The 23,948-nt window shown below is 56.7% G+C and carries 15 protein-coding genes; 3 read left to right on the forward strand and 12 right to left on the reverse strand.

Annotated features, from left to right (window positions below; all coding sequences use genetic code 11):
* Position 1 precedes the first annotated feature (1 nt).
* Positions 2–1,819, reverse strand: coding sequence for an extracellular solute-binding protein (locus BMX55_RS01795; protein WP_091453099.1), 1,818 nt, complete (start codon positions 1,817–1,819; stop codon positions 2–4).
* Positions 1,820–1,955: 136 nt separating this feature from the next.
* Between BMX55_RS01795 and fabI the strand changes: the two genes are divergently transcribed.
* Both fabI and BMX55_RS01805 read left to right on the forward strand, forming a co-directional pair.
* A complete protein-coding gene (gene fabI, locus BMX55_RS01800) occupies positions 1,956–2,753 on the forward strand; it encodes an enoyl-ACP reductase FabI (protein WP_091451833.1) in 798 nt (265 codons plus the stop codon).
* 30 nt (positions 2,754–2,783) lie between these two features.
* Complete coding sequence (locus BMX55_RS01805; protein WP_091451837.1) at positions 2,784–7,220, forward strand: PAS domain-containing protein; 4,437 nt, start codon at positions 2,784–2,786, stop codon at positions 7,218–7,220.
* A gap of 54 nt (positions 7,221–7,274) precedes the next feature.
* Here the strand turns inward: BMX55_RS01805 and BMX55_RS01810 are convergent, their stop codons facing one another.
* The 11 genes from BMX55_RS01810 to BMX55_RS01860 all read right to left on the reverse strand — a co-directional run bounded on the left by BMX55_RS01810 (position 7,275) and on the right by BMX55_RS01860 (position 22,860).
* Positions 7,275–7,799, reverse strand: a complete 525-nt coding sequence (locus tag BMX55_RS01810; protein ID WP_091451840.1) for a phosphoribosyltransferase — start codon at positions 7,797–7,799, stop codon at positions 7,275–7,277.
* Positions 7,800–7,849: 50 nt separating this feature from the next.
* Positions 7,850–9,226, reverse strand: coding sequence for an adenylosuccinate synthase (locus tag BMX55_RS01815; protein WP_091451844.1), 1,377 nt, complete (start codon positions 9,224–9,226; stop codon positions 7,850–7,852).
* Positions 9,227–9,250: 24 nt separating this feature from the next.
* Positions 9,251–10,402 (reverse strand): ATP phosphoribosyltransferase regulatory subunit, encoded by a 1,152-nt coding sequence (locus BMX55_RS01820; protein WP_091451847.1) that lies wholly within the window; start codon positions 10,400–10,402, stop codon positions 9,251–9,253.
* A gap of 552 nt (positions 10,403–10,954) precedes the next feature.
* Positions 10,955–13,414: an MFS transporter gene (locus tag BMX55_RS01825; protein ID WP_143059559.1), complete on the reverse strand. Its 2,460-nt coding sequence runs from the start codon at positions 13,412–13,414 to the stop codon at positions 10,955–10,957.
* A gap of 36 nt (positions 13,415–13,450) precedes the next feature.
* On the reverse strand, positions 13,451–14,614 hold the full coding sequence (locus tag BMX55_RS01830) for an ABC transporter substrate-binding protein (protein WP_091451853.1): 1,164 nt from the start codon (positions 14,612–14,614) through the stop codon (positions 13,451–13,453).
* Complete coding sequence (locus BMX55_RS01835) at positions 14,611–16,632, reverse strand: SpoIIE family protein phosphatase (RefSeq protein WP_091451856.1); 2,022 nt, start codon at positions 16,630–16,632, stop codon at positions 14,611–14,613. Before BMX55_RS01835 ends, BMX55_RS01830 begins: the two co-directional genes overlap by 4 nt.
* Positions 16,629–18,149 (reverse strand): glutamate-cysteine ligase family protein, encoded by a 1,521-nt coding sequence (locus BMX55_RS01840; RefSeq protein ID WP_091451859.1) that lies wholly within the window; start codon positions 18,147–18,149, stop codon positions 16,629–16,631. Before BMX55_RS01840 ends, BMX55_RS01835 begins: the two co-directional genes overlap by 4 nt.
* Positions 18,150–18,312: 163 nt before the next feature.
* A complete protein-coding gene (locus tag BMX55_RS01845; protein WP_091451863.1) occupies positions 18,313–19,107 on the reverse strand; it encodes an ABC transporter ATP-binding protein in 795 nt (264 codons plus the stop codon).
* Between the two features lie 21 nt (positions 19,108–19,128).
* Entirely contained in the window at positions 19,129–20,019 is an 891-nt protein-coding gene (locus BMX55_RS01850) for an ABC transporter permease (RefSeq protein WP_091451867.1), read from the reverse strand.
* Between the two features lie 106 nt (positions 20,020–20,125).
* The gene (locus tag BMX55_RS01855; protein WP_091451869.1) at positions 20,126–21,091 is read right to left on the reverse strand and encodes an ABC transporter substrate-binding protein; all 966 of its coding nucleotides are present in this window, start codon (positions 21,089–21,091) and stop codon (positions 20,126–20,128) included.
* 62 nt (positions 21,092–21,153) lie between these two features.
* The gene (locus BMX55_RS01860; RefSeq protein ID WP_091451872.1) at positions 21,154–22,860 is read right to left on the reverse strand and encodes an electron transfer flavoprotein-ubiquinone oxidoreductase; all 1,707 of its coding nucleotides are present in this window, start codon (positions 22,858–22,860) and stop codon (positions 21,154–21,156) included.
* Positions 22,861–23,141: 281 nt separating this feature from the next.
* Between BMX55_RS01860 and BMX55_RS01865 the strand changes: the two genes are divergently transcribed.
* Positions 23,142–23,945: a sulfite exporter TauE/SafE family protein gene (locus BMX55_RS01865; protein WP_091451875.1), complete on the forward strand. Its 804-nt coding sequence runs from the start codon at positions 23,142–23,144 to the stop codon at positions 23,943–23,945.
* Positions 23,946–23,948: the final 3 nt, after the last annotated feature.

A 23,948-nucleotide genomic window follows, 5' to 3' on the forward strand; every position in this document is an offset into this window, starting at 1 on the left:
CTCAAGGCCCTTTCTGTTCTGGCGCGGGCTTGACCCACCAAGTATCCATCACCCAGCCCTCACCACTGGTGTAAGGGGGTACGCTGGCAGGCAGCGCCAGCCGCCAAGCGTTGTAGGCCATGCGGTGCGTGGGGGCTGTCCACTGCGGAATCAGCACATGACTGTGAGCAATAGCCCGCTCTAGCGCGTGGCAGGCGGGTAAAAGCTGGGCTTCGGTTTTGGCGGCGGTCATGGCGGTAATAAAAGCATCCACCGCCGGATTTTTGACGCCAGAAAAATTGCCCGAATCTTCGGTATCGGCGGCTTGGCTGCCAAACAGGTCAGCAAACTCTTGGCCGGGGTTGTGCGTGCCGCCATAAGCAATGCTGGTGATATCGAAATCAAATTTTTGCAGCCGCTGCTGGTAGAGTGCAAAGTCTACCGAGCGAAAACGCAGCGTGATACCCAATTTTTCTAAATTGCGCATCCACGGGGCCACGGTGCGCATCCCGCCCTCGTTGCTGTCCATGTATTCGAGCACCAGTGCTTGGCCTTGGGCATTGCGCAGGGCACCGTCGCGCACCTCCCAGCCCGCCTCTTTCAGCAATTGTTGCGCACGGCGCAAGTTGCCGCGCAAAGACTGCGGCGCATCGGTGCGCGGCGGCACAGTCATGGGGCCAAAGGCAGCAGCGGGCAAAGATGCACGCCAAGGCTCCATCAGGGCCAACTCTGCCGCTGTGGGCTGGCCTTGGGTAGCACAAGCAGTGTTGCCAAACAGCCCCTGCACGCGGGCATAAGAGCCATAAAACATCTGCCGGTTCATCCACTCAAAATCCACCGCCAGCCCCAGCGCCTCGCGCACACGCACATCTTGCAGCAATGGGCGGCGCGTATTGAGCACATAACTCTGGAAACCGGAGGGCAACTGGTGCCGAAACTCGCCCTTGACCAGCTCACCGGTATCAAATTTTTTGCCAGTAACACGCCGCGCCCAGTCTCCAGCGCTAAAAAAGCGCATCAGGTCAAACTCACCGGCTTTCAGGGCTTCTAGCCGGGCCGTGGCATCTTTGTAAATTTTGACGGTGATACGGTCAAAGTTGGCCGTGCCCCGGCGTACGTTCAAATCTTTGGCCCAATAGTGCGGGTCGCGCACGTAGGTGATGTCTCTGCCAAAGCGCACTGGGCCAATTTTGTACGGGCCACTGCCCAAAGGCTCATCCGTGACCACTTGGTCAAATGGCTTGGGTTTGCCACCTTCCACGCCCCAGTCGCGGCTAAACACTGGCAAGCCGCCCACCGTCAAGGGCAGTTCGCGATTGGGTTTTTTGAAGCGATAACGCACCGTGCGCTCGTCCAGCACATCCACCCCAGCCACGTCGATGAGCATGGTTTTGTACGCAGGCGAGGTGTGCGGGCCAATCAGGGTATCAAAGCTGTGCTTCACATCCAGCGCCAGCACCGGCTTGCCATGGTGAAAGCGCGCCTCAGAGCGCAAGCGGAAGGTGGCGCTCAGGCCATCAGGGGCCACCTGTATATCTTCCGCCAGCAGGCCATAGGCGGTAGCGGTCTCGTCCAGTGAACCGGCGAGCAAAGAATCAAACATCAATGGCGGCAAATACGCGGGCGCACTGCCCTTGATGGTGAAGGGGTTGTATTTATCAAAGGTGGAGGCTCTAGAGTTGCTCACCAAGCGCAACTCGCCGCCCTTGGGTGCTTGCGGATTCACATAGCTAAAGTGGCTAAAGCCTGCCGGGTATTTAGGGCTGCCCCACAGCGCATAGCCATGCGCCGCCCAAGCTGGGGCCGCTACACAGAATAAAGAGAGAAACAAACAGCGCATGCGACAATTCTGCACCACGTTTGCCGCCGTGGCTTTGCACAATTTTGGTGCGTACAGCGGGCCTCTGGCTCCAACGGTGGCCGACTCCTTACCTTCTGCCAATTTTTTATTCTTTTTTTGATACAGGGGAACCACCATGGGTTTTTTAACCGGCAAAAAGCTGCTCATCACCGGCGTGCTGTCCAACCGCTCCATTGCCTACGGCATTGCCAAGGCTTGCCACGCCCAAGGCGCAGAACTGGCTTTTAGCTATGTGGGTGAGCGCTTCAAGGGCCGGATCACCGATTTTGCCGCCGAATTTGGCTCCAATTTGGTGTTTGATTGCGATGTGGCGGATGATGCGCAAATTAACCAACTCTTTGCCGACTTGGGCGCAGCTTGGGGCCAATTTGATGGTTTTGTGCACAGCATTGGCTTTGCCCCACGCGAAGCCATTGCCGGTGATTTTCTCGATGGCCTGAGCCGCGAAAACTTCCGCATCGCCCACGACATCAGTGCCTACAGCTTCCCAGCCATGGCCAAAGCAGCCCTGCCTTACCTGAACGATAAATCAGCCCTGCTGACGCTGTCTTATTTGGGTGCGCTGCGCGCGATCCCCAACTACAACACCATGGGCTTGGCCAAGGCCAGCCTAGAGGCCAGCGTGCGCTTTTTGGCCGAATCGCTGGGGCCACGTGGTATGCGCGTCAATGGCATCAGCGCTGGCCCCATCAAAACGCTGGCAGCCAGCGGCATCAAAGATTTTGGCAAACTGCTGGGCACGGTAGCCAATGCCTCGCCGCTGCGGCGCAATGTCACGATTGAAGATGTGGGCAATGTGGCTGCGTTTTTGTTGTCGGACTTGGCCGGTGGTGTCACCGCAGAAATCACCTATGTCGATGGTGGCTTTAGCCAAACAGCGGGCCTGAGCCGCGACAGCGAATTGCTGGCTTGACCATTTACCAGTTGCCAGCACACTAAACTCATGAGCACCCACACAGCACCCCTGCCCCTTAGCAAAAATCAATGCCTCAAAGAATGGCTTTTGCTGCTGTCTGGGTTGCTGTTGCTGGGTAGTTTTATTGGCTGGTCTCTTTGGACGGAACACAAAGAAACCACCCAGCGCGAGCGCCAACGCCTGCAAAGTCAGGCGCAGATAGTGCACGACAACCTAGGCCGCCAATTAGAGGCCATCAATATGGCCTTGCTAGATGTGCGTGACACCGTGCCCCGCTGGCGCAGTGCGCCAGAGCAACTGGCACAGGCCAACCAGCAGTTGCGCACCATCGCCAACGCCATGACAGGCATTCGCACCATGACGGTACTCAACGCCCAAGGCATTGTTGAGGCCGCCAGCCGTGCAGAAATTATTGGCCTCGATTACAGCCAACGCAACTATTTTCAAGCGGTGCTGTCCACCCCCAATAGCAGCACCCTCTATGTTGGCGCACCTTTTACCACCACACTCGGCGTGTGGGCCATGAACGTGGTGCGCATGATCTCTGACGCCGATGGCCGTTTTGCGGGCATCGTCAGCGCAACACTAGACCCGCAAGAGTTTCAGGTGCTGCTCAACTCGGTGCGCTATGCCCCAGATATCTGGTCATCGCTGGCCCACGGCGATGGGGTCAATTTTATGATGGTGCCCAACCGGCCAGAGCAATCGGGCAAAGATTTGGCCCAGCCCAGCTCTTTTTTCTCGCAACACTTGGACAGCGGCCTGAGCAGCAATATCTTTACAGGTACTGTCTACGCTACGGGTCAAATAGGGATGCTAGCCATACACACCATACACCCCCCCAGCTTGAATATGGACAAGCCCTTGGTGGTGGCTGTAGGGCGTGATCTGGAGGCTATCTATGCCGATTGGCAAGCAAGCGCCAAAGAAACGCTTCTGCTGTTTAGCCTGCTGGCTCTAACGGCCTGCGTCGGCCTCTGGCTGCTACAAAGCCGGCAACAGCGTGCTTGGCTCGTCTATGTCAACAACCAAACCGCACTAGACAAGCAAGCCACGGCCCTTGAAGAGCGTTGGCAGGCCGTGATCAATGCCACCAACCAAGGTGTCTGGGACTGGAACACGCAAACCAACCAAGTATTTTTCTCCTCCGTCTGGAAATCGATGCTCGGTTATGCCGACAATGAAATTGGAGACCAGCTAGACGAATGGACTTTACGCCTGCACCCAGACGACCGTGAGCAAGTCTATGCCGACCTGCAACCACACTTAGACGGCAAAGTGGCGTTCTACCAAAACACCCATCGGGTACGCTGTAAAAGCGGCGGCTATAAATGGATTTTGGATCGGGGCTGCGTCATTGAGCGCGACAGCAACGGCAAGCCAGTGCGGATGGTGGGTATACGCACCGATGTCACCGAGCAACGCGAACAACAACAACGCCTGCAACGGCTGGCCGAAAACTTGCCCGGCTTTCTCTACCAATACCGCCTCTGTCCTGATGGGCACACCGACATGCCCTACGCCAGCCCCGGCATTGAGGATATTTATGGTGTCAGCCCGGAGCAAGTACAAGCAGACGCCAGTCCAGCCTTGGAGCGCATTCACCCCGACGATCAGGCGCGGGTGCTGGCCAGCATTGAGCAATCGGCCAAAAACATGAGCCCTTGGCACGATGAGTACCGGGTGCTGCACCCCACGTTGGGCGAGCGTTGGGTTAATGGACAAGCCACGCCACAACCTTGCGACGGCGATTGCATACTGTGGCACGGCTATAACTACGACAGCACAGAGGCCAAAGCCAAGAGCTTGGCACTGCAAAAAACCGAGCACCTCATGCGCTACATGCTCGATGAGATGCCCATTGGACTGTGCCAAGTCAATGCCAAAGACCAAATTTACTTTCGTAACCGGCGCTTTACCGAACTGGTAGGCTACAGCGAGGCACAAACCCCCACCCTGACTGCTCTGCGCACCTTGCTACACCCCGATGCACAATACCGCACCGAAAGCTACCAAGCGTGGATAGAAGCCGTTGACGAGGCCGCACAAACTGGCCGTGAAATCCCACCACAAACATTTTTGTTCTACACCGCCAACGGCCAAGAGCGCACAGTGCAGGTGGGCGGCATTCGGTTTAACGACAACATACTGATCACCTTTATAGACCATACCGCGCAAAAACAGTACGAAGCCCAACTGCGCCAAGCCAAAGACGCCGCCGAAGCCGCCAGCCAAGCCAAGAGCGCCTTTGTGGCTAACATGAGCCACGAAATTCGTACCCCCATGAACGCCGTGCTGGGCATGTTGCAATTGCTACAACACACGCAGCTCGATGCCAACCAGCACGATTACACACAAAAAGCCCAAGAAGCAGCCCGATCTTTGTTAGGCATCATCAACGATATTTTGGACTACTCCAAAGTGGAGGCAGGTAAGCTGGCGCTAGAGACGGTGCCTTTTCGTATGGACCAAGTGCTGCGCAACCTGTCAGTGCTGGTATCTGCTGCTTTGCAGCACAAAAACATCGAAATGGTGTTCAACATTGACCCACAACTGCCCACCGTCCTGCATGGCGATGGGCCACGACTGCAACAGGTGCTGCTCAACCTGAGCAGCAATGCCATCAAGTTCACCGAGCATGGCGAAATTGTGTTGCAACTGCGGGTGATAGACACCGATGCCCACCATGCCCGCATTGCTTTTTGCGTGCGTGACACTGGCATTGGCATTGCACTCGATAGACAACAAGCGATTTTTGAGAGCTTTACCCAAGCTGAAAACTCTACGAACCGCCGCTATGGCGGCACTGGCTTAGGGCTGGCTATCTGCCAATCGCTGGTCAGCGCCATGGGCGGGCAACTAAGCGTAGAGAGCACGCCGGGCCAAGGTAGCTGCTTTAGTTTTTGTCTTGATTTTTTGCGCGATGCCGAAACACTGGCACAAGAACAGCAAATCACACAGCAAGAACACAGCATACCCACCGCGTCAGGGCTACATGTCTTGATTGTCGATGACCACGCCACCACCCGCGAAGTGCTGTTAGACATTACCCAGTCTTTTGGCTGGCGCGCCGTCGCCGTGGGCAGTGGCAGCGAAGCCCTTGAGCAGACGCGCAACACCGCACTCACCGATCCTTTCGACTTGGTGTTATTGGACTGGATGATGCCCGGCATGGATGGTTGGGCCACCTTAGAGCAACTGCGCAACCTCTCTCCTGCGGGCAACTCAGCCAAGGTACTGATGGTCAGTGGCCACGGACGCGAATGGCTAGAGCAGCGGCAAAACACACAAGTACAGCTGCTCGATGGCTATGTGGTCAAGCCGTTTACGCCCTCCTCGCTGCTCAATGCCGCCATTGAGGCCACCAGTGGGCGGCGACCACCGCTGCCTGCCACCACCAGCCCGGTCATACAGCAGCCACTCAAAAACTTACGCATTTTGCTGGTAGAAGACAACCTGCTGAACCAACAGGTGGCGCGTGAACTACTGCTCCATGCCGGAGCGCAAGTGCGAGTAGCCAACCACGGCCAAGCAGCCATCGATTTCCTGCAAGAGCAGCCCGATGCCTACGATGTGGTTTTGATGGACATCCACATGCCAGGCATTGATGGTTACCAAACTACCCACGTCTTGCGTCAAGACCTGCAACTCACACTGCCGATCATTGCCATGACCGCCAACGCGATGGTCAGCGACCGCGAAGCCTGCCTTGCCAGCGGCATGAATGACCATGTCGGCAAGCCGTTTGACATTCAACACTTAGTGACGGTGTTGCGCCACCATTGTGGCCTAGAGAACCTGTCCAACACCCCCAAAACAGCCACCGACCGCAGCGCAACCACCCAGCAGGATTTGCCCGACTACCCTGCCGAGATGAATTTGCCCCAAGCCTTGGCCCGTGTAGACAACAACCGCGCACTCTATGCCAAACTGGCACGTAGCTGTGCGCTAGAACAAGCCGATACCCTGAAGCTGGCCGCACAATACTGGCGCAATGGCGATCATGAGGCAGCATTGCGGGCTATACACACCCTGAAGGGCTTATTGGCTACTTTGGGTGTGCAAGCACTGGCCGATCAAGTGGCGCAAGCCGAGGCCACCCTGCACCACATGGCCGCCACTGAAGCAGATATTCAACCCTTGCTGGCGGCGCTAGAAGCACCCTTACAGGTGCAGCTACGGCTGTTGCAGCAACTGGCCGAACAACTGCACCCGGCCGCCATACAGGCCCGCACAGTGGCACACCACTGCACCCCACAACGCTTGCGCGAACTGCTGCAAGCGCTGCACGAGCCACTGGCCAAACGCCAATTGCGCGCCCGCAAGCTGCATGAAACCCTACAACAAGAAACCGCCGGACTGGACATAGCAGAACTGGCCTTACTAGCCACCGCCGTAGAACGGCTGGACTTTAAAACGGCACTGGAACTGGTCGATGAGTTATTGGCAAAAACCACCGCCTAAGGGCCTCAGCGGTGGACTAACCAACAGCAACAGCAACAGCAACAGTGCTGGCGGTTAGAGCCGCCATTTCTCCAACAGCTTTTCGGGCGGCATACTGTCGTACACCTCAAACGGCTGGTGGATCCACGGGTTGCTAGGCAAAAAATCGACAGAATAGTCGGCAGTAAAAGACGATACCCCCTTCGTCCAGATCACAGCACTGCGCAAATCAGTAATGGGAGGGTAGTTGCTGCGCAACATGTTTATGACGGCGTGCAAGGTCTTACCTGTGTCGGCCAAATCATCAACCAACAGCACCCGGCCTGCAATCTCACCCTGCGGTGTGGTGATAAAGCGAGCAATGTCCAAATAACCCTGCACCGTACCGGCTTCGGCACGGTACGAGCTGGTGGACATGATAGCCAGCGGCTTATTAAAGATGCGACTGAGCATATCGCCCGGACGCAGCCCACCACGGGCCAAGCACAAAATAGTGTCAAACTCCCAACCAGAGCGATACACCTTGAGAGCCAGCTTTTCAATGAGGCTGTGGTACTCATCGTAACTCACGTAGAGATGCTTACCATCTTCTGTCAACATAAGGACTCCTCATTGACGGGGCCATGCTGGCCCGGTTGCACAGGACGGATTTAATCGGCCAGATAGGGGTGGCGCAACAAGATTGTGTGATCGCGGTCTGGGCTGGTCGAGACCACCGCAATCGGCACACCCGTAACGTCTTCGATGCGCTGCAAATAACGGCGGGCCGCCTCAGGCAGGGCGTCGTATTGCGTCACACCCACGGTAGATTGGCTCCAACCGGGCAGGGTTTCGTAAATGGGCTGGCAGCGGGCAATATCGTCAGCGCCCATGGGCAGCAGATCAATACGCTCACCATCCAACTCGTAGCCCACGCACAGTTGCAACTCGGTCAGGCCATCGAGCACATCGAGCTTGGTGATGCACAAACCCGACAAACCATTGACCTGCGCGCTGCGCTTGAGCAAGGCGGCATCAAACCAGCCACAGCGGCGGCTGCGTCCGGTGGTCACGCCTTTTTCTGCACCCACGGTGCTCATGTGGTAGCCGGGGGTGCCGGGCTTTTCCCAGTCCAACTCGGTGGGGAAGGGGCCACCGCCCACGCGGGTGCAATAGGCTTTGGTGATGCCCAAAATGTAGTGCAACATGCCCGGCCCGACACCCGAACCCGCAGCAGCATTGCCCGCCACGCAGTTACTGGAGGTGACATAAGGGTAGGTGCCATGATCGACGTCCAGCAGCGTGCCTTGAGCGCCTTCGAACAGCAGGTTGCTGCCTTGGGCATGGGCATCGTTGAGTTCACGCGACACATCGGCCATCATGGGCTTGAGCAGCTCAGCGTGGCGCATGGCTTCGGCATACACCGCGTCAAACTGCACTTGGCCATCTTGGACATAGGGTGCCAAGCCGGGGCCAAAGTCAAACTTTTCAGAGCCCAAGAAAGTGCGCAGCACATGGTTGTGCAGCGCCAGCAGCTCGCGCAGCTTGCTGGCAAAGCGCTCTGGGTACTTCAAGTCTTGCACGCGCAAAGCACGGCGGGCGATTTTGTCTTCGTAGGCGGGGCCAATACCGCGCCCTGTGGTGCCGATTTTTTCGGTGCCGCCTTGTTCGCGGGCCGCTTCACGGGCCACATCCAGTGCGACGTGGAAAGGCAAAATCAGCGGGCAAGCCTCGCTAACGCGCAGACGCGAGCGTACTTCAACACCAGCCTTTTCTAACCCAGCAATTTCTTCAAACAGCTTGGCAGCAGACAGCACAACACCGTTGCCGATATAGCATTTGACGCCGGGGCGCATGATGCCGCTAGGAATCAGGTGCAAAGCGGTTTTGATGCCATTGATGACCAAGGTGTGGCCCGCATTGTGCCCCCCCTGAAAGCGCACCACGCCTTGGGCGCTTTCGGTCAACCAATCGACCAGTTTGCCTTTGCCCTCGTCACCCCATTGGGTGCCGACCACGACCACATTACGACCTTTGGTAGTTTTCATCTCAAACCCGATCAATTGTCAAATTCACTCAATGGCTTGCACGATCCAGCGGCCATCAATGCACGCCAGTTCGCGGTCACAGCGGAACGCATCCGCCTCAGACGCTTGGCCCGCAAGGACACAAACGACGATTTCTCCCTGACGGCGCAAGTCGGCCACCAGATTGCTCAACTCAGGCTCGTTGCTCCAAGGTGCCCGAATGGCCAAGCGCTGCGACTGCTCAGGCAGGGCTTGTACCAGTTGTTTGATGTCTAGGCTAAAGCCCGCTGCTGGACGGTTGCGGCCAAACACAGCACCGACTTCGTCGTAGCGGCCACCACGCACCAAGGCATCACTGGCACCTTGGGCATAGATAGAAAAACGCACACCGCTGTAATAGGCATAGCCGCGCAAATCGGCCAAATCAAATGTGACCCGATCCGTACCGATATGCGCCATGACGGCCCGCAACTGGGCCAGCGGCTCTTGCACCCCCGGCAGATGGCTAAAGGCTTTGGCTGCGGCATCGAGCACGGAATGATCGCCGTACAACTGCAACAGCACCTGTAGGCCCTCGCGCGAGGCAGCAGGAAAATCGCACGTGAGGGCACGCAGTTCGCTGGCATCTTTGGCCGCCAAAGCGGCATGGACTTGGCGCAACCGAGCGGCATCGGCTGGCACGCCAGTCAATAAACTGCGCACGATGCGTACGTCGGCCAAATCAACACTGACCCGGTCAATACCCGCGCCTTGCAGGCAGTTAAGTGCCAGTTCTACGGCTTCTAAATCGGCTTGCAAACCAGCATGGCCGTAAATTTCGGCACCAAACTGCAAGGGTTCGCGGGTGGCATGGGGGCGGTCAGGCCAAGTGTGCAGCACCGAGCCGCAATAGCACAACCGGGTTACACCGGGGCGATTGAGCAAATGGGCGTCGATACGGGCCACTTGTTGGGTGGTATCGGCGCGCAGGCCCATCATGCGGCCAGAAATTTGATCGACCAGCTTATAGGTCTGCAAATCTAGCGCCTCGCCGGTGCCTGTGAGCAGCGACTCTAAGTGCTCTAGCAACGGCGGCGTGACCAATTCGTAGCCGTAGCTGCGGGCGGTATCGAGCAGGCCACGGCGGAGCTCCTCAATATGCCGGGCCTCGCAAGGCAACACATCGGCAATGTAATCCGGCAAAACCCAGGCAGACATGGAGGAACGCTTCGCTGTTAAAAACGAGATTCTACCGGCTCAAGGTGACTCTGGAGAGTCCGCACCAGAAATTTGGCTGCTGGCGCGTTGGAAAAAGCCCGTCCGCTGGCTACAGTGGACGGGCTTTGTGCTATGGGGTGGCGGAAGGTCAGGGATTCGAACCCTGGAGGGCGGTAAAGCCCTGCCGGTTTTCCTTACCTGCTATGGTTTTCACCACCAAGAACATGCAAAACATGCCTTGTTTGGGGTCTGGACTTTGCCTTCACCGTGGCCTACAAAGGGCTTTAGGTGGGAGCCGTCAAGTCTCTACACGTTCTGCCTCTTTAGATAAAAAAGGGCAGCTTCGCTCGGCGTTACCTCAGCATACGCTAGGGGCTTCTCCGAATTTGACTCCTTACAGCCTATGCGTTTCCACATAGGCGCTCGATTGAACAAGACCGGTGCAATCGACCACTCTGCCAACCTTCCGCAGCCTAGATTGTAACCACTTTACAGGCACCCTCTTCAGTCAGTACCAAAGGTGCGGCACCATGCCAACTACCACTGTGGCTTTCAAGCGCTAGCCGCCCCCAATGGGCGGGGGGGTTGTGCCAACAGCAAGAACAACACCGTGGCCCCCAAATAGAGCAGTCCGGTAATCGCCAACCCCGACGCCGCGCCCACTGAGGCAAACAAAGCACCAATCAACAACGGGCCAATCATCTGGCCGAGTTTGTCTGCGGCCCGCTGCACACCCATCGCTTTGCCCATGCCCATCTCTTGCACCGCGTGCAAATTGAGGGCAAAGGCAGACTGCGCTGCCCCCGCCAAGGAACTGGCCAACCCCAGTGCAAAAACCGACAAGGTGATAGCAAACAGGCTGTTGTCAAAAAACAGATAAATCATGCCCAGCGACCCAACCAGCCCCCCCAGCACGATAAATTTCTTTTTGCTGTCCGAGGCATCGACATAGCGGCCCAAAAATGGCCCCAGATAAATCACTGACAAGCCATAGATCATCATGATGCGACCAATACTGGACTGGCTCACCCCCTGATCGACCAAAAACAGCGGCAGTGTGAAATACAGCAGCCCCACTTGGGCCACCGAAAAAGGCACCACACTGCCCAGCATCAGCAAGGCAAAGTTTCGATCACCCAGCAGTTGCCGCACACTGGGCCAATCGAGTTTGCGTGAGGGCTGCACCGCTTGCGCACCCATGCCACTGGGCAACCCAAAATAAGGACGCATGTACATCAGCACAAACAGGCCGGGCAACAAACTCAGGGCCGCACTGAACAAAAACACCATGGTGTAACCGACTTGCTGTGCCAGCATGGCCCCCACAGCACTGCCACAAATATGGCCCGCAAAAATACCGGCCACCAAATGCGCCATGCCTTGGGCGCGGGTCTGGGGCGTAGCCCAGAGCACGATAAAGCCCTGAATCCCCATCCAAGCCAAGCCATAACCCGCCCCCACCAACGCCCGTGCCATCATGAAAGTCCAGACGTTGTCCGCAGCACTGGAAAACAAGGCCCCAGCCAAGCTAATCACCACACCAGCAAGAAACGGCACATGCCAACCACGGCGGTCTGTCAGGGCACCCGCCACCAGCGCCGTGACCAGCGCGCACAGCATTTCTACCGACAAAGGTAGTGCCAGCACGACATGCTCCGACAAGCCCAGAATCGGGGTGTAAATCTCCCGCATGCGCAGTGGGATAAAAGACAGGGGCAAGGCCCAAGCCAACAGCAACAAAAATGCCGTTGGCCGCCCCAATACATGGCGACCATCATCTGATGGGGTGGGCTGTGGCTGATTCGCAGGCTGTGCCGCTGGGGGCTGACGACGCATCAACACCCCAAGCAAAACAAAAAGCTCAATCACCCACAGGATAGACAGCAATACCACGGTGCCAGCATCAAGCAAACGCTGGCGCGCCCCAGCAGCGATGGCCGCACCATCCAGATGCACCCGCAAACTGCCTATTTGTGGCCCGCCTGCGACGTGGAAAGCGGTAGTCAGATCGAGTGCCGAATCCAGCGGTAGCGCTGGCGGTCGCTTTTCTAAGCGCCCCTCCCGATCAACACGGTACAGCACCGCACCGTCGGCAGCCTGAATCTCCATATAGCCAATTTCTGCGGCCTCATCCATGACACGCTTAAACGGTGCCTCAATGCCCACCAAGCGCTCGATATGTACGCCCTTATCAAACAAGCGTTGAAAGTCCCGGCCCAAGCGCTGCACAGCGATCTTGGCCGTTTCTTGTACAGCCCCTAGGTACTGCTGGTGAAAGGTGTGGATGCTGTCCCAAGAGTACACCCCTTGCGCCAGCACCACGACCACAATCGGCAAAGCAAACAAGCGCCAACGGCTCTGGGTACCCATACCACTGGCATCACCACTGATTCGCAACAAAGACAAGCCAGCCAACAACACCAAGGCCGCCAGCAAGGCTACCAGCGCCAGCACCAGTACATTGCGCCCCAGATGTTCAGACACTGCTTGGGTGATGGTGGCCTCGTGTACCGTCATGGTCAACGCCCCAGCCATCTGGCCCTCGCGGCCTTGGATGGGAAAGACCAGATAGTGGCGTCCCTGTAACTTGTCCACCACGGGTTTGCTAGCTGCCAGCGTACGGCGCACACTGGTGGCCAAATCGTCCCGCACTGGGGCTTGTCCCACACTTTGGATCAAAACCCCTTGCGCATTGGTGACGGCCACGCTAGCAACGGCTGGCAGGTCTTTTTGAATTTGGGTCAGGGTGGCTTTTAGGCCATAAAACTGCTCAATCGGCTTACCAAAACTGATGGCCCCCTGAATACGCAGCGCCCAGTCGTGCCCCACCATACGCACTGCGGCGGTGGTCGATTCAAACTGAACCTTGTGCAAAGCTGCCAGCGTCAGTCCGCCATTGAGCAGCAACACTAACAGTAAAACGGCAAAAAATGCCACAAACAAACGCAAGGTACTCTGGCGCGGTGCAGGAGAAGGGTTTTGCAGTGCCGGATTAGATGCAGCAGAAGTCAAAATAGCTCTCTGAGAGCAGCAGCCAATGCGGTTCGATCACTCGATTTTCTGAAAAATCTCATCACACGCCAACAAAATATCGACTGGCGGGTCGTAGCTGATGGCTTCGGCTACTTTCAGGTTCAAGGCAATCTTGGCCGGAGCCAGCCAGATTTGCGACAGTTGACGCGGCTTGGCACCATTAAAAATGCGTGCAATGGTTTCGGCATGAAAATGCCCAACATAGGTGTAGTTGCCTTGAGCGACACTCATCAGCACCCCCCGCTTGACTTCGCCTTCGCCCAGCATAGAAAACGACGGGCGTTGATAGCGCATCAGCGGCTTAACCACCTTAGGCAAAGACTGGCTATTGAGCCCCCGATGCACCGTGAGATACACCGCATCGACTTCCTTGCTAAGTTTTTCGTAGCAAGCCACCACCTTGGCCTCGGCCTCCTGTTGGGGCACATCATTGAAGGGCGCCAAACAGCGCACCACCTCAAACTTGCGCGCCTTGGCCGTGCGCTCAATCGCATCCACAGCAGCAAAGGTTCTGCCTTCAGGAGAGTCCTCGTACACCAGCCCCAGCTTGTGAAAGCCAATGATGTCGTGGAAAAGCTCTATCTGCCTTGCATAGCGGTCTGGCTCGACCTTAGCATGGACATGATCGCGCCCAGAGTCTTGCGCACTGGTAACAATATGGGAGCCAATCGGGTCGCTGGTAGAAGCCACCACCACAGGCACTTGGTGTTGGTCAGTGGCTAAATCTTGGCCCGCCCAAGTGCCCATTGCAATGACCAGATCGATATCACGCTTGCTGGCCAAACGACCAATCAACTCTGCCTTCACTTTGGGGCGCAAGTCCCGATCAAAGTTGCCTGCGCTGTAGTAGCCATCAGGAATAAACTCCACATAACGGCTTTTAGCATTTTTGACCAGATAGGCCCAAAATCCACCGGGTGTGGAGTTGTTGTGCTCTGGAATATCTAGTGGCTGAATCCAGCCCAGTGCCACCATGCCACGCACGGTGGCTTTCAGGATGACCTCATAGTCGGGGTATTGCCCGCCCTCGTAGTAAGCTATTTTCCATTTACCGCCCGGTTTGGCTTTGGGCAAGGTAGAAAAAGTTACTGTTTTAGGGGCATCTGCGGCCAGTACCGGTGCCGGGCCAGCCACACACAGCGCCAGCATCCACAACATGCCGTGCAAAAAACGTTTCATAGGCTTGCTTCTGCTTCTTTCTCTGAAGAACGTGCCGCTCCTTGGAAGCGCACCGCCACTATGGTGATGTCATCGGACTGTTCGGCCCCTGTAGCATGGGTACGCACATCGGCCATGATGTCCTGCACGATCTGCGCAGCAGTGCGCTGATGGCACTGGGAAAAAAGTTGGTGCAGGCGCTCATTGCCGTAAAGCTGATAGTCGGCATCCATCGCTTCATTAACGCCATCGGTATACAACAGCAAGCAATCGCCCGTGTGCAGCTGGGTTTGCATCAGGGTAAATTCAACATCATCGACCACCCCAGCCGCTGGGCCACTGATGCCCCGCAATATTTCCATCTGCCCCCCTTGGCGCAGCACCAAGGGTGGGCTGTGCCCGGCATTAGCGAACAGGATATGGCCTGTGCGCACATCAAGCACCCCAATCACCAACGTGACAAAAATACAATTGGGATTATCACGACTCAGATCAGCATTGACTCTGCGCAGCATCTGCGCTGGGTCTGACTCACGCTCAGAGGCCACCCGGATGAGCGCCATCGTAATAGCCATAAACAATGCCGCAGGCACGCCCTTGCCCGAGACATCGCCAATCGTAAAGCACAGGTGATGTTCGTCCAGAAAATAAAAGTTGTAAAGATCGCCACCAATCTCCTTGGCGGGCACCACCGTAGCAAACAGATCAATCTCAGCCCGCTCTGGAAAGGCAGAGAACATCTTGGGCAGCAGATCCATCTGGATATCGTGGGCCACATTGAGTTCGCTCTCGATGCGCTGGCGCTGTGAGATGGCCTGCATCAGCCCACGCACATTCTCATGCAGCTTGTTTTCCATAAAAACAAAGGCCCGCGCCAAGCGCCCAATCTCATCCTTGCGCTCCAGTGGCAGCAGGGCATGACCATCATTGCTCTGGTCAGCGGCAAAATCGGTGTTAGGCAGACCGATGGCATAGTCGGTCAGGCGGTTCAAGGGACGGGTAAGGTAATGCGCAAAAAGATAAGCCAACACCAATCCGATACTCAAGGCAGCCAGCAAGATGCCCCCCAGACGGGTCATCAAGTGATGAATAGGGCGCTGCATGGCCTCTACCGACACCAAGGAGGCAATGTACCAGTCAAACGGTTTGATATAAACGGCCCGCCCCTCCAGAGCCATGCTGTTGGGCAAACTCAAGCCAATAGCCAGTCCGGTGTTTACTTGGGCCAGCTTGCGCAACTCATCAATGGTTTCTACAGACACTTGAGAATACGGCTGATCTTTTGGAGGCACCACCATCGCGCCCCTACCATCAAAAATAAACACTACCCCACGCCCGTTAGTCAGAATATAGGGCAAATTGCTGATCAGCTCACTGCGCAACTGGTCTAACTGGCGCGCTACTTGCGCCTCAACCCGCCCCACATCACCCACAATACCAATCAGCCACTTCCAACGGCGATGTTGCACAAAATGGGCAAATTTGGCTTGCGTGTTCCCATCTGCGCCCATCCAATGAAAAGACAAGAAAGTCTCACCAAACCGGTCACTTTCTTCCCAAGCCGCAGAAGCCACTTTGCGCCCTTTGATGTCGTGTAGCTCCTGCAAGGTGCCACCGATTTGGCTGGGTATGGGCGAGAGCAGCACGCGCTGTTGTGCATCGAGCACTAACAAAAAGTTGCTATGACCTGGGAGAATTTCTGCCAGCCAACGCTGGGCCATCGCTTGTGCCGCCGACTCACTGACAGCGCCTTGGTCTACCAGTTCGACAAAATGGTCAAGCGTGGACTGGATCAATTGCGCAAACTCACGCGACTCTTGTTTGCGCGTTTGTATGGTCTCTACCTTGTTTTGCAGCAAGGTGTGATAGCGCCCCCGGATATTGTCCTCTACCAGTTTAAGCACGTTATGTACGGCACGCGCTTCTGCATCGGTAATTTCTTGCTCTAGGGCGTTTCGGGCAGCACTCATGGTGATGCCCGCAATGATGCCCACGACAAGAATGAGTGCCAAGAAAATCCGGGTCTTGATGGAGTTCATGGGCTGCTGAAAATGGGAGGGCAAGGCACCGCAAGCGCCTGCCGTGCCTGAATGAGAGCCTGCATTCTAGCGTTGGGGCTGCCCTGCAAGCTGGCATAAGTGGCCAACGCACGATCAGCGCCATTACAACCTTGGCGCAATACTTGTTCTGGATAGGCCAACATCCAAGTCTCGGTGCTGTCGAGCCCAGCACCAGCCAGCTCCAGCACGTCTTGGCAAAGCGCACGCACCGTCAAGGAACCCACCTTGCCTTGCAAGCCTTCTTGCATGGCCGCCGCACGCAAGGCAGGCCATATGGCCCAAGGCCAGCGGGCCACCCACCGACTGGCCTGTTCCAGATTGCGCAGCAAACCACACTGCAAGGCACTGGGGGCAATCACCACCGAGGCCCCCAGCACATCACCGCCTTCCATAATGTCGCGATCTGGAAAGTTGGCCCCTGGTGCACGCCCTTCGATGTAACAATAGGCCAAATGGGCCTCCAGCAGGGCTTCAAATTGCTCTGGGCTTTGCCAAGCAGCCCAAAAGCTCTCCAACGAAGGTGTTTGGTGCAAACCATATCGGATGCGCGCATCCAAAAAATGGGCAAACTGCTGAAACACCAGATGATCCACCGAGGGGTACACCGTAGTGGCGTTATTGTGTTGTAGGTGCAGTGCTGACCACAACGGCTGGCGCAAATAATCGAGTAAAGCCGGATCACCCACCACGCGGGCCATGTTAGGCGCACCCTTATAATCGCTACTGGTGCCATAGGGCACTGGCTGCATACGACTATCTCTACCAAACATCCACTCGAAATAATCGCGCAGATGGGCAAAAGGCCGGGTGGGGAGGCGATGGAGCCGATCATCAGCGGCAAAACGCGCAGTACTGAACATACGCGGCCACAATGTCAGGCGGTTTTCCTTGTATGCTGTGATCTGGCCGTTTTCAAACGGGCTGTTGGCAAACAAGGCAATAAAGGCTGGGCTGGCGGCCAATATGACATTAAGGGCCTGTACAGCCTTGGACAGCGGCACCCCAGTAGTGGGGCCGTTTTGCGCTTTGGCATCAATACCAGCGCTATGGCTCCAGCCACGCTCACGCACCCAGTAATCGTAAATGGCCTTGGGGGCGCGGATGCGTTGGTAGGCCTGCTCATCAATCGCCATGGCGGGGTGCTGCGAAAAATTGAGCAGCACAGCATCCTCTTGGGCCAAGGTGGCCAGTACATCGGCCACTTCGTCTCGAATCCAGCCATGCAGGGTATTTAAACCGCCGGGCTGCTCGACCGTACCCAAAGGCCCCAAGGCACTTTCTAGGTTGTTAAAACCATTGTCCACCGAGCTGTAGCCACGCTGACCAGCCACTCCCACAGGCTGGCCGTTGTGGGCCAACTCTAAGCTGGCCGACTCTCCCCGCGCCTGTCTACGGATATACAAGTGAGGAAAAAACTGTTCAACAGCATACGAAGCACCATCGCTGCGCCGAGCCACCACCATCTCCAGCTCGACTCCCAATGATGGCGATAGCATGGGCGCTGACAGGTGATGGGTATGAATTTCTGACCTCCGGGTGATGAAAACGGCAGACAGGAAGATGTGCCCTATCTTAGACACTCCACTTCTGACAAGGCAAGCCCAAAAGTGGCAGCTCCAGTATGCCCGCCTTCCAAGGACAAAAAACCAGCTCGATCACTTAACCCAACAACAAGGCATCATCGGCCAGCTTTTCGCCGCGCACTTTTTCAAACATCTGTAGCAAATCGGGCACATCCAAACGCTGGCGCTGCTCGCCCGACACATCCAATACCACTTGGCCTTGGTGCAGCATCACGGTACGCTGGCCGACATCCAGCGCCTGGCGCATACTGTGAGTGACCATCATGGTGGTGAGTTGGTTTTCGGCCACGATACGCGCTGTCAGTTGCAGCACAAAATCGGCGGTGCGCGGGTCTAGTGCGGCGGTGTGCTCATCGAGCAGCAGAATGCGCGATGGCTGCAAGGCCGCCATCAACAAACTCACAGCTTGGCGTTGCCCGCCTGAGAGCAAGCCAATGCGGTCGGTCAGGCGGTTTTCCAGCCCCAAGCCCAAGGTGGCCAAACGGGCGCGGAAGGTCTCGCGCTGGTGGGCCTTAACGGCACTGCGCAAGCCACGGATGGTGCCGCGCTCTTGCGCCAGCGCCATGTTTTCTTCAATGGTCAGGTCTTCACAGGTACCGGCCATCGGGTCTTGAAATACCCGTGCCACCCGCAAAGCTCGTGCCCACACTGGCTGGCGCGTGACATCGCTACCATCAATGCTGATGGTGCCGCTATCGACCCACTGGTCACCAGAAATAGCATTGAGAAAGGTGGATTTACCAGCACCGTTGGAGCCGATGACAGTGACAAACTGCCCAGCCGGAATGCTCAGGGACATACCGCGCAAAGCGCGGGTTTCGATGGGTGTGCCGGGATTGAAAGTGAGTTGGAGGTTTTTGGCGCTCAACATAGCAAGGTTCTCCGGTACGCTTTATTGGGGGCGGCGTGCCGCTAGTTTGCGTTTAAGCTGGGGAATGACCAGCGCCACCGTCACCAACAAGGCGGTGACCAAATTCAGGTCTTGCGCCTTGAGGCCGATGAAATCGCTGTTGAGGGCCAGCGCAATAAAAAAGCGATAGACAATCGCGCCAATCACCACGGCCAATGTGGCCAACACCAGCTTGCGCGATGGCAAGATACTCTCGCCCACAATCACGGCTGCCAAGCCAATGACAATGGTGCCAATGCCCATAGAAATATCCGCGCCGCCTTGGGTCTGGGCAAACAGAGCACCCGCCAATCCCACCAAGCCATTGGATACTGCCATCCCTAACAGCACCATTGCACCAGTATTGATGCCTTGGGCGCGAGCCATGCGCGCGTTCGAGCCGGTGGCCCGAATAGCCAAGCCGCGCTCAGTGGCAAAAAACCAATCCATCGCCAGCTTGGTAGCCAGCACGATCACCGCCAAAATCAAGGGTCGGGCCACATAATCACTCATACCCTCTGGTTGCAACAAGGTCAGCAACGTGGGGTCGTTGATAAGGGGCACATTGGGGCCACCCATGATGCGCAAATTGATCGAGTACAGCGCAATCATCATCAAAATGCTGGCCAGCAAATCCATGATTTTGAGCTTGACGTTAAGCCAACCCGTAATCAGTCCGGCCAGCGCACCGGCAGCCATTGCCGCCAAGGTAGCCACATAGGGATTGGTACCTGACGAAATCAATATAGCGCAGACGGCACCACCGAGCGGAAAACTGCCATCGACCGTCAGGTCTGGAAAGCGCAGCAAGCGGAACGAGATAAACACGCCCAGCGCCACAAGGCTAAAGATGAGGCCGATTTCAACGGCACCCAACAGGGAAAAAAGGGACATGGTGCAACGGCAAGGAAGCAAAAAATAAAGCAGGAGCCAGACATTGCATGACTCCTGCACAGCAGAAGGGGCAACCAGTACGGCACCCCGACAAAACAACGCTACTTTACTTCACGACTTGGGCAGCAGACTTGATGAGGGCCTCTGACAACTTGACGCCCTGTTTTTCTGCCGCGCCGGGATTGACAAACAATTCCATTTTTGTACTTACTTCGGGCTTGATGTCACCGGGCTTCTCACCCTTGAGGATACGAACCACCATGCGGCCTGTTTGTTCGCCCAAATCGCGGTAGTTGATGCCAAAGGCCGCCACGGCACCACGCTTGACGCTGTCGGTATCGGCAGCCACCAAGGGCAATTTGGCTTCTTGACCCACCTTGACCAAAGCCTCGTAGGCCGAGACCACATTGTTGTCGGTGCTGGTGTAAATCACATCCACCTTGCCGATCAGGCTGCGCGCAGCGCTGCCCACGTCCACCGAGCGCGGCGCAGCCGCCTCGACCAAGGTCATGCCCAGCTTGGGCAGCAGTGCCTGCAACTGCTTAACCACCACCACCGAGTTAGCCTCGCCGGGGTTGTAAACCATACCGACGCGCTTGGCACCGGGCACCACTTGTTTGACCAAGTCCATTTGTTTGTCCAGCGCCAGCAGGTCTGACACCCCGGTCACATTGGTTTTGGATGGCTCCCAACTGGCCAGCAGCTTGGCAGCCACCGGGTCGGTCACGGCAGAAAACACCACCGGCACCGTTTTGCTAGAAGCCACCACGGCTTGGGCCGAGGGGGTGGCAATGGCCACGATGGCATCAGGCTGGTCGCCAATAAACTTGCGTGCAATTTGTGCTGCCGTGCCCGTGTTGCCTTGGGCGCTCTGGTATTGCCACTTCAGGTTTTTACCCGATTCAAAGCCTGCCTCTTTCAGCGCTGCCTGCACACCGTCGCGCACTGCGTCCAGCGCCGGATGCTCCACAATGGCAGTAACAGCCACCGATTTTTGTTGGGCGCTGGCCGGAGCCACTGCCGCTACCGCCAAAGCAATAGCACCGAAAGCCATCCAAGGCAATTTTTTCATCACGCAACATCTCCAAGGTAAAAATGGCCTGCACAACAGGCCAACAAAGCGCAAGGCACGGTTTACATGCCAGAGTAGTTGGGGCCGCCACCGCCTTCGGGCGTCACCCAGACGATATTTTGCGTCGGATCTTTGATGTCGCAGGTCTTGCAATGCACACAATTTTGCGCGTTGATTTGCAAGCGCTGGGCACTGCTGCCTTTGGCCTCATCGGGCACAAACTCGTACACCCCTGCCGGGCAATAGCGCGTCTCTGGGCCAGCGAATTTTGCCAGATTGATATTCACGGGCACGCTGGCATCTTTCAATGTCAGGTGGGCAGGCTGGTTTTCGGCATGGTTGGTGTTGCTGATGAACACGCTAGACAGGCGGTCAAAGGTGAGCTTGCCATCGGGCTTGGGGTAGTCGATGGGGGTGCATTCTGACGCTGGCTTGAGGTAGGCGTGGTCGGGTTTGTCGCGGTGCAGCGTCCAAGGGATATTGCCCTTGAGCACAAACTGCTCTAGCCCGTTCATCACGGTGCCGACGGTCAAGCCCTTCTTAAACCACGCCTTAAAGTTACGCGCCTTGTTCAACTCGGTGTGCAGCCAGCTATTTTCAAAAGCACGCGGGTAGGCACTCAACTCATCGTGCTGGCGGCCTGCCACCAAGGCATCGTAGGCGGCTTCGGCGGCCAACATGCCGGTCTTGATGGCGGCATGGCTGCCCTTGATACGGCTGACATTCAAGTAACCAGCATCACACCCCACCAAGGCCCCACCGGGAAACACGGTTTTAGGCAATGAGAGCAAACCACCGGCGGTAATGGCGCGCGCGCCATAGCTGATGCGCTTGGCCGGTTTGATGCCTTGTTCGGCGTTGCCTTCAAGGTAGTAGCGGATGTTGGCGTGCGTCTTCCAGCGTTGGAATTCTTCAAACGGGCTCAGGTACGGGTTGCTGTAGTCCAGCCCGGTGATAAAGCCCAGTGTGACCTTGTTGTCTTCCATGTGGTACAGGAACGAGCCGCCGTAGGTGTTGCTGTCCATCGGCCAACCTGCGGTGTGCATCACAAAGCCGGGCTGGTGGCGTTTGGGGTCAATTTCCCATAATTCTTTGATACCGATACCGTAGGTTTGTGGATCGCGGCCTGCGTCCAGATGGAACTTGGCGATGAGCTGTTTGCCCAAATGGCCGCGTGCGCCCTCAGCAAACAGGGTGTACTTGGCGTGCAGTTCCATACCGAGCTGAAAATCGCCAGTAGGCTCACCTTCTTTGCTGATGCCCATGTTGCCGGTAGCCACACCCTTGACCGAACCATCATCGTTGTACAACACTTCAGCAGCGGCAAAACCGGGGAAGATTTCTACGCCCAAATTTTCGGCCTGCTGGCCTAGCCAGCGCGTCACGTTGCCCAAACTGACAATGTAATTGCCGTGGTTTTGAAAGCATTGCGGCAGCAAAAAATCGGGGGTACGAATGGCCGATTTTTCGCCCAAAAAGATCATCGCGTCTTCGGTCACGGGCTGGTTCAGTGGCGCGCCCAGTTCTTTCCAATTGGGGAGCAACTCCGTCAGGGCCTTGGGGTCCATGATGGCCCCCGATAGGATATGCGCGCCCGGCTCCGAGCCTTTCTCTAGCACCACCACAGAGACGTCTTGGCCTTTCTCTGCCGCCAATTGCTTGAGGCGAATGGCAGCAGATAGGCCCGCAGGCCCGCCCCCCACCACGACCACGTCGTATTCCATCGCCTCGCGGGGGCCGTACTCGGCCAAGATTGCTGCATTATTCATCGGGAAATCTCGCTTAATAGTGGGATAGCAAAAACAGAATTTGAACAGACCTGACGCTTGGCTGACGATTGACGTACACGTAAGGTTAAGCCAGAGATTTTATGCCGCACTGTGCTGCTACCTGGCTTGACGTCGGTTTCTTTTTTTGGGGGCTGGTCGGACTCTGGCTCCTATGGCACTGACACTAAAACATTTCACCGCTCTTTATATGCATTTTTTTACATATAAGAAGCACAAAACAATCGTTTGCTTTTATATGAAGGGCCGCTACATTCGCCGCCATGCACGATTTTGCGTTTATTTTTGCTGGATTTGCCGTCGGACTGATTGTCGGACTGACTGGCGTGGGCGGCGGCTCGCTGATGACGCCTATTCTGATTTTCTTTTTTGGCATCAAGCCACACATGGCTATCGGCACTGATTTGCTATTTGCCGCCTTCACCAAGCTGGGCGGCACCGTCAGTCTGGCCCGCCAACGGCTGGTGCCTTGGCGCGTCGTCGGCATGTTGTGCGCTGGTAGCATTCCGGCAGCACTGGCCTCGCTGTGGTTGTTGCGCTCTCTGGGGCCAGCCAGCGCGCAAGCGCAACACATCATGACCACCACCTTGGGCGTCGCCCTGCTGCTGACGGCAGCAGCCACCCTCTACAAGGTGATTGCTTTTTCGCACGCCAAACAGGCCATCGACCATGCTGCCCGGCTGGCCAATCCGGCACTAGCCACGCGACCACGCCATTGGAGCCTACCAGTGCTACTGGGGGCCGTGATTGGTACCTTGGTCACTTTTACCTCGGTGGGGGCCGGTGCTGTAGGCGTCACCGTGCTGCTGCTGGTGTATCCGCTGCTGCCGCTGCCACGCATTATTGGTGCCGATATTGCCTACGCCGTGCCTCTGACGATGGTGGCGGGCTTGGGCCATGCCTCACTCGGTTCGGTCGATTGGCCGCTGCTAGGTTTGTTGTTGGCAGGCTCGTTGCCCGGCATCTGGTTAGGCTCGCGTCTCGTCTCCCACGCTCCAGAGCGGTTTATCCGCTCGGCGCTTTCCGTATTGCTCGCTTGGGCGGGCGCCAAACTGATTTTGATTTGATTT

The organism is Giesbergeria anulus (genome assembly GCF_900111115.1).
GTDB lineage: Bacteria > Pseudomonadota > Gammaproteobacteria > Burkholderiales > Burkholderiaceae_C > Simplicispira > Simplicispira anulus.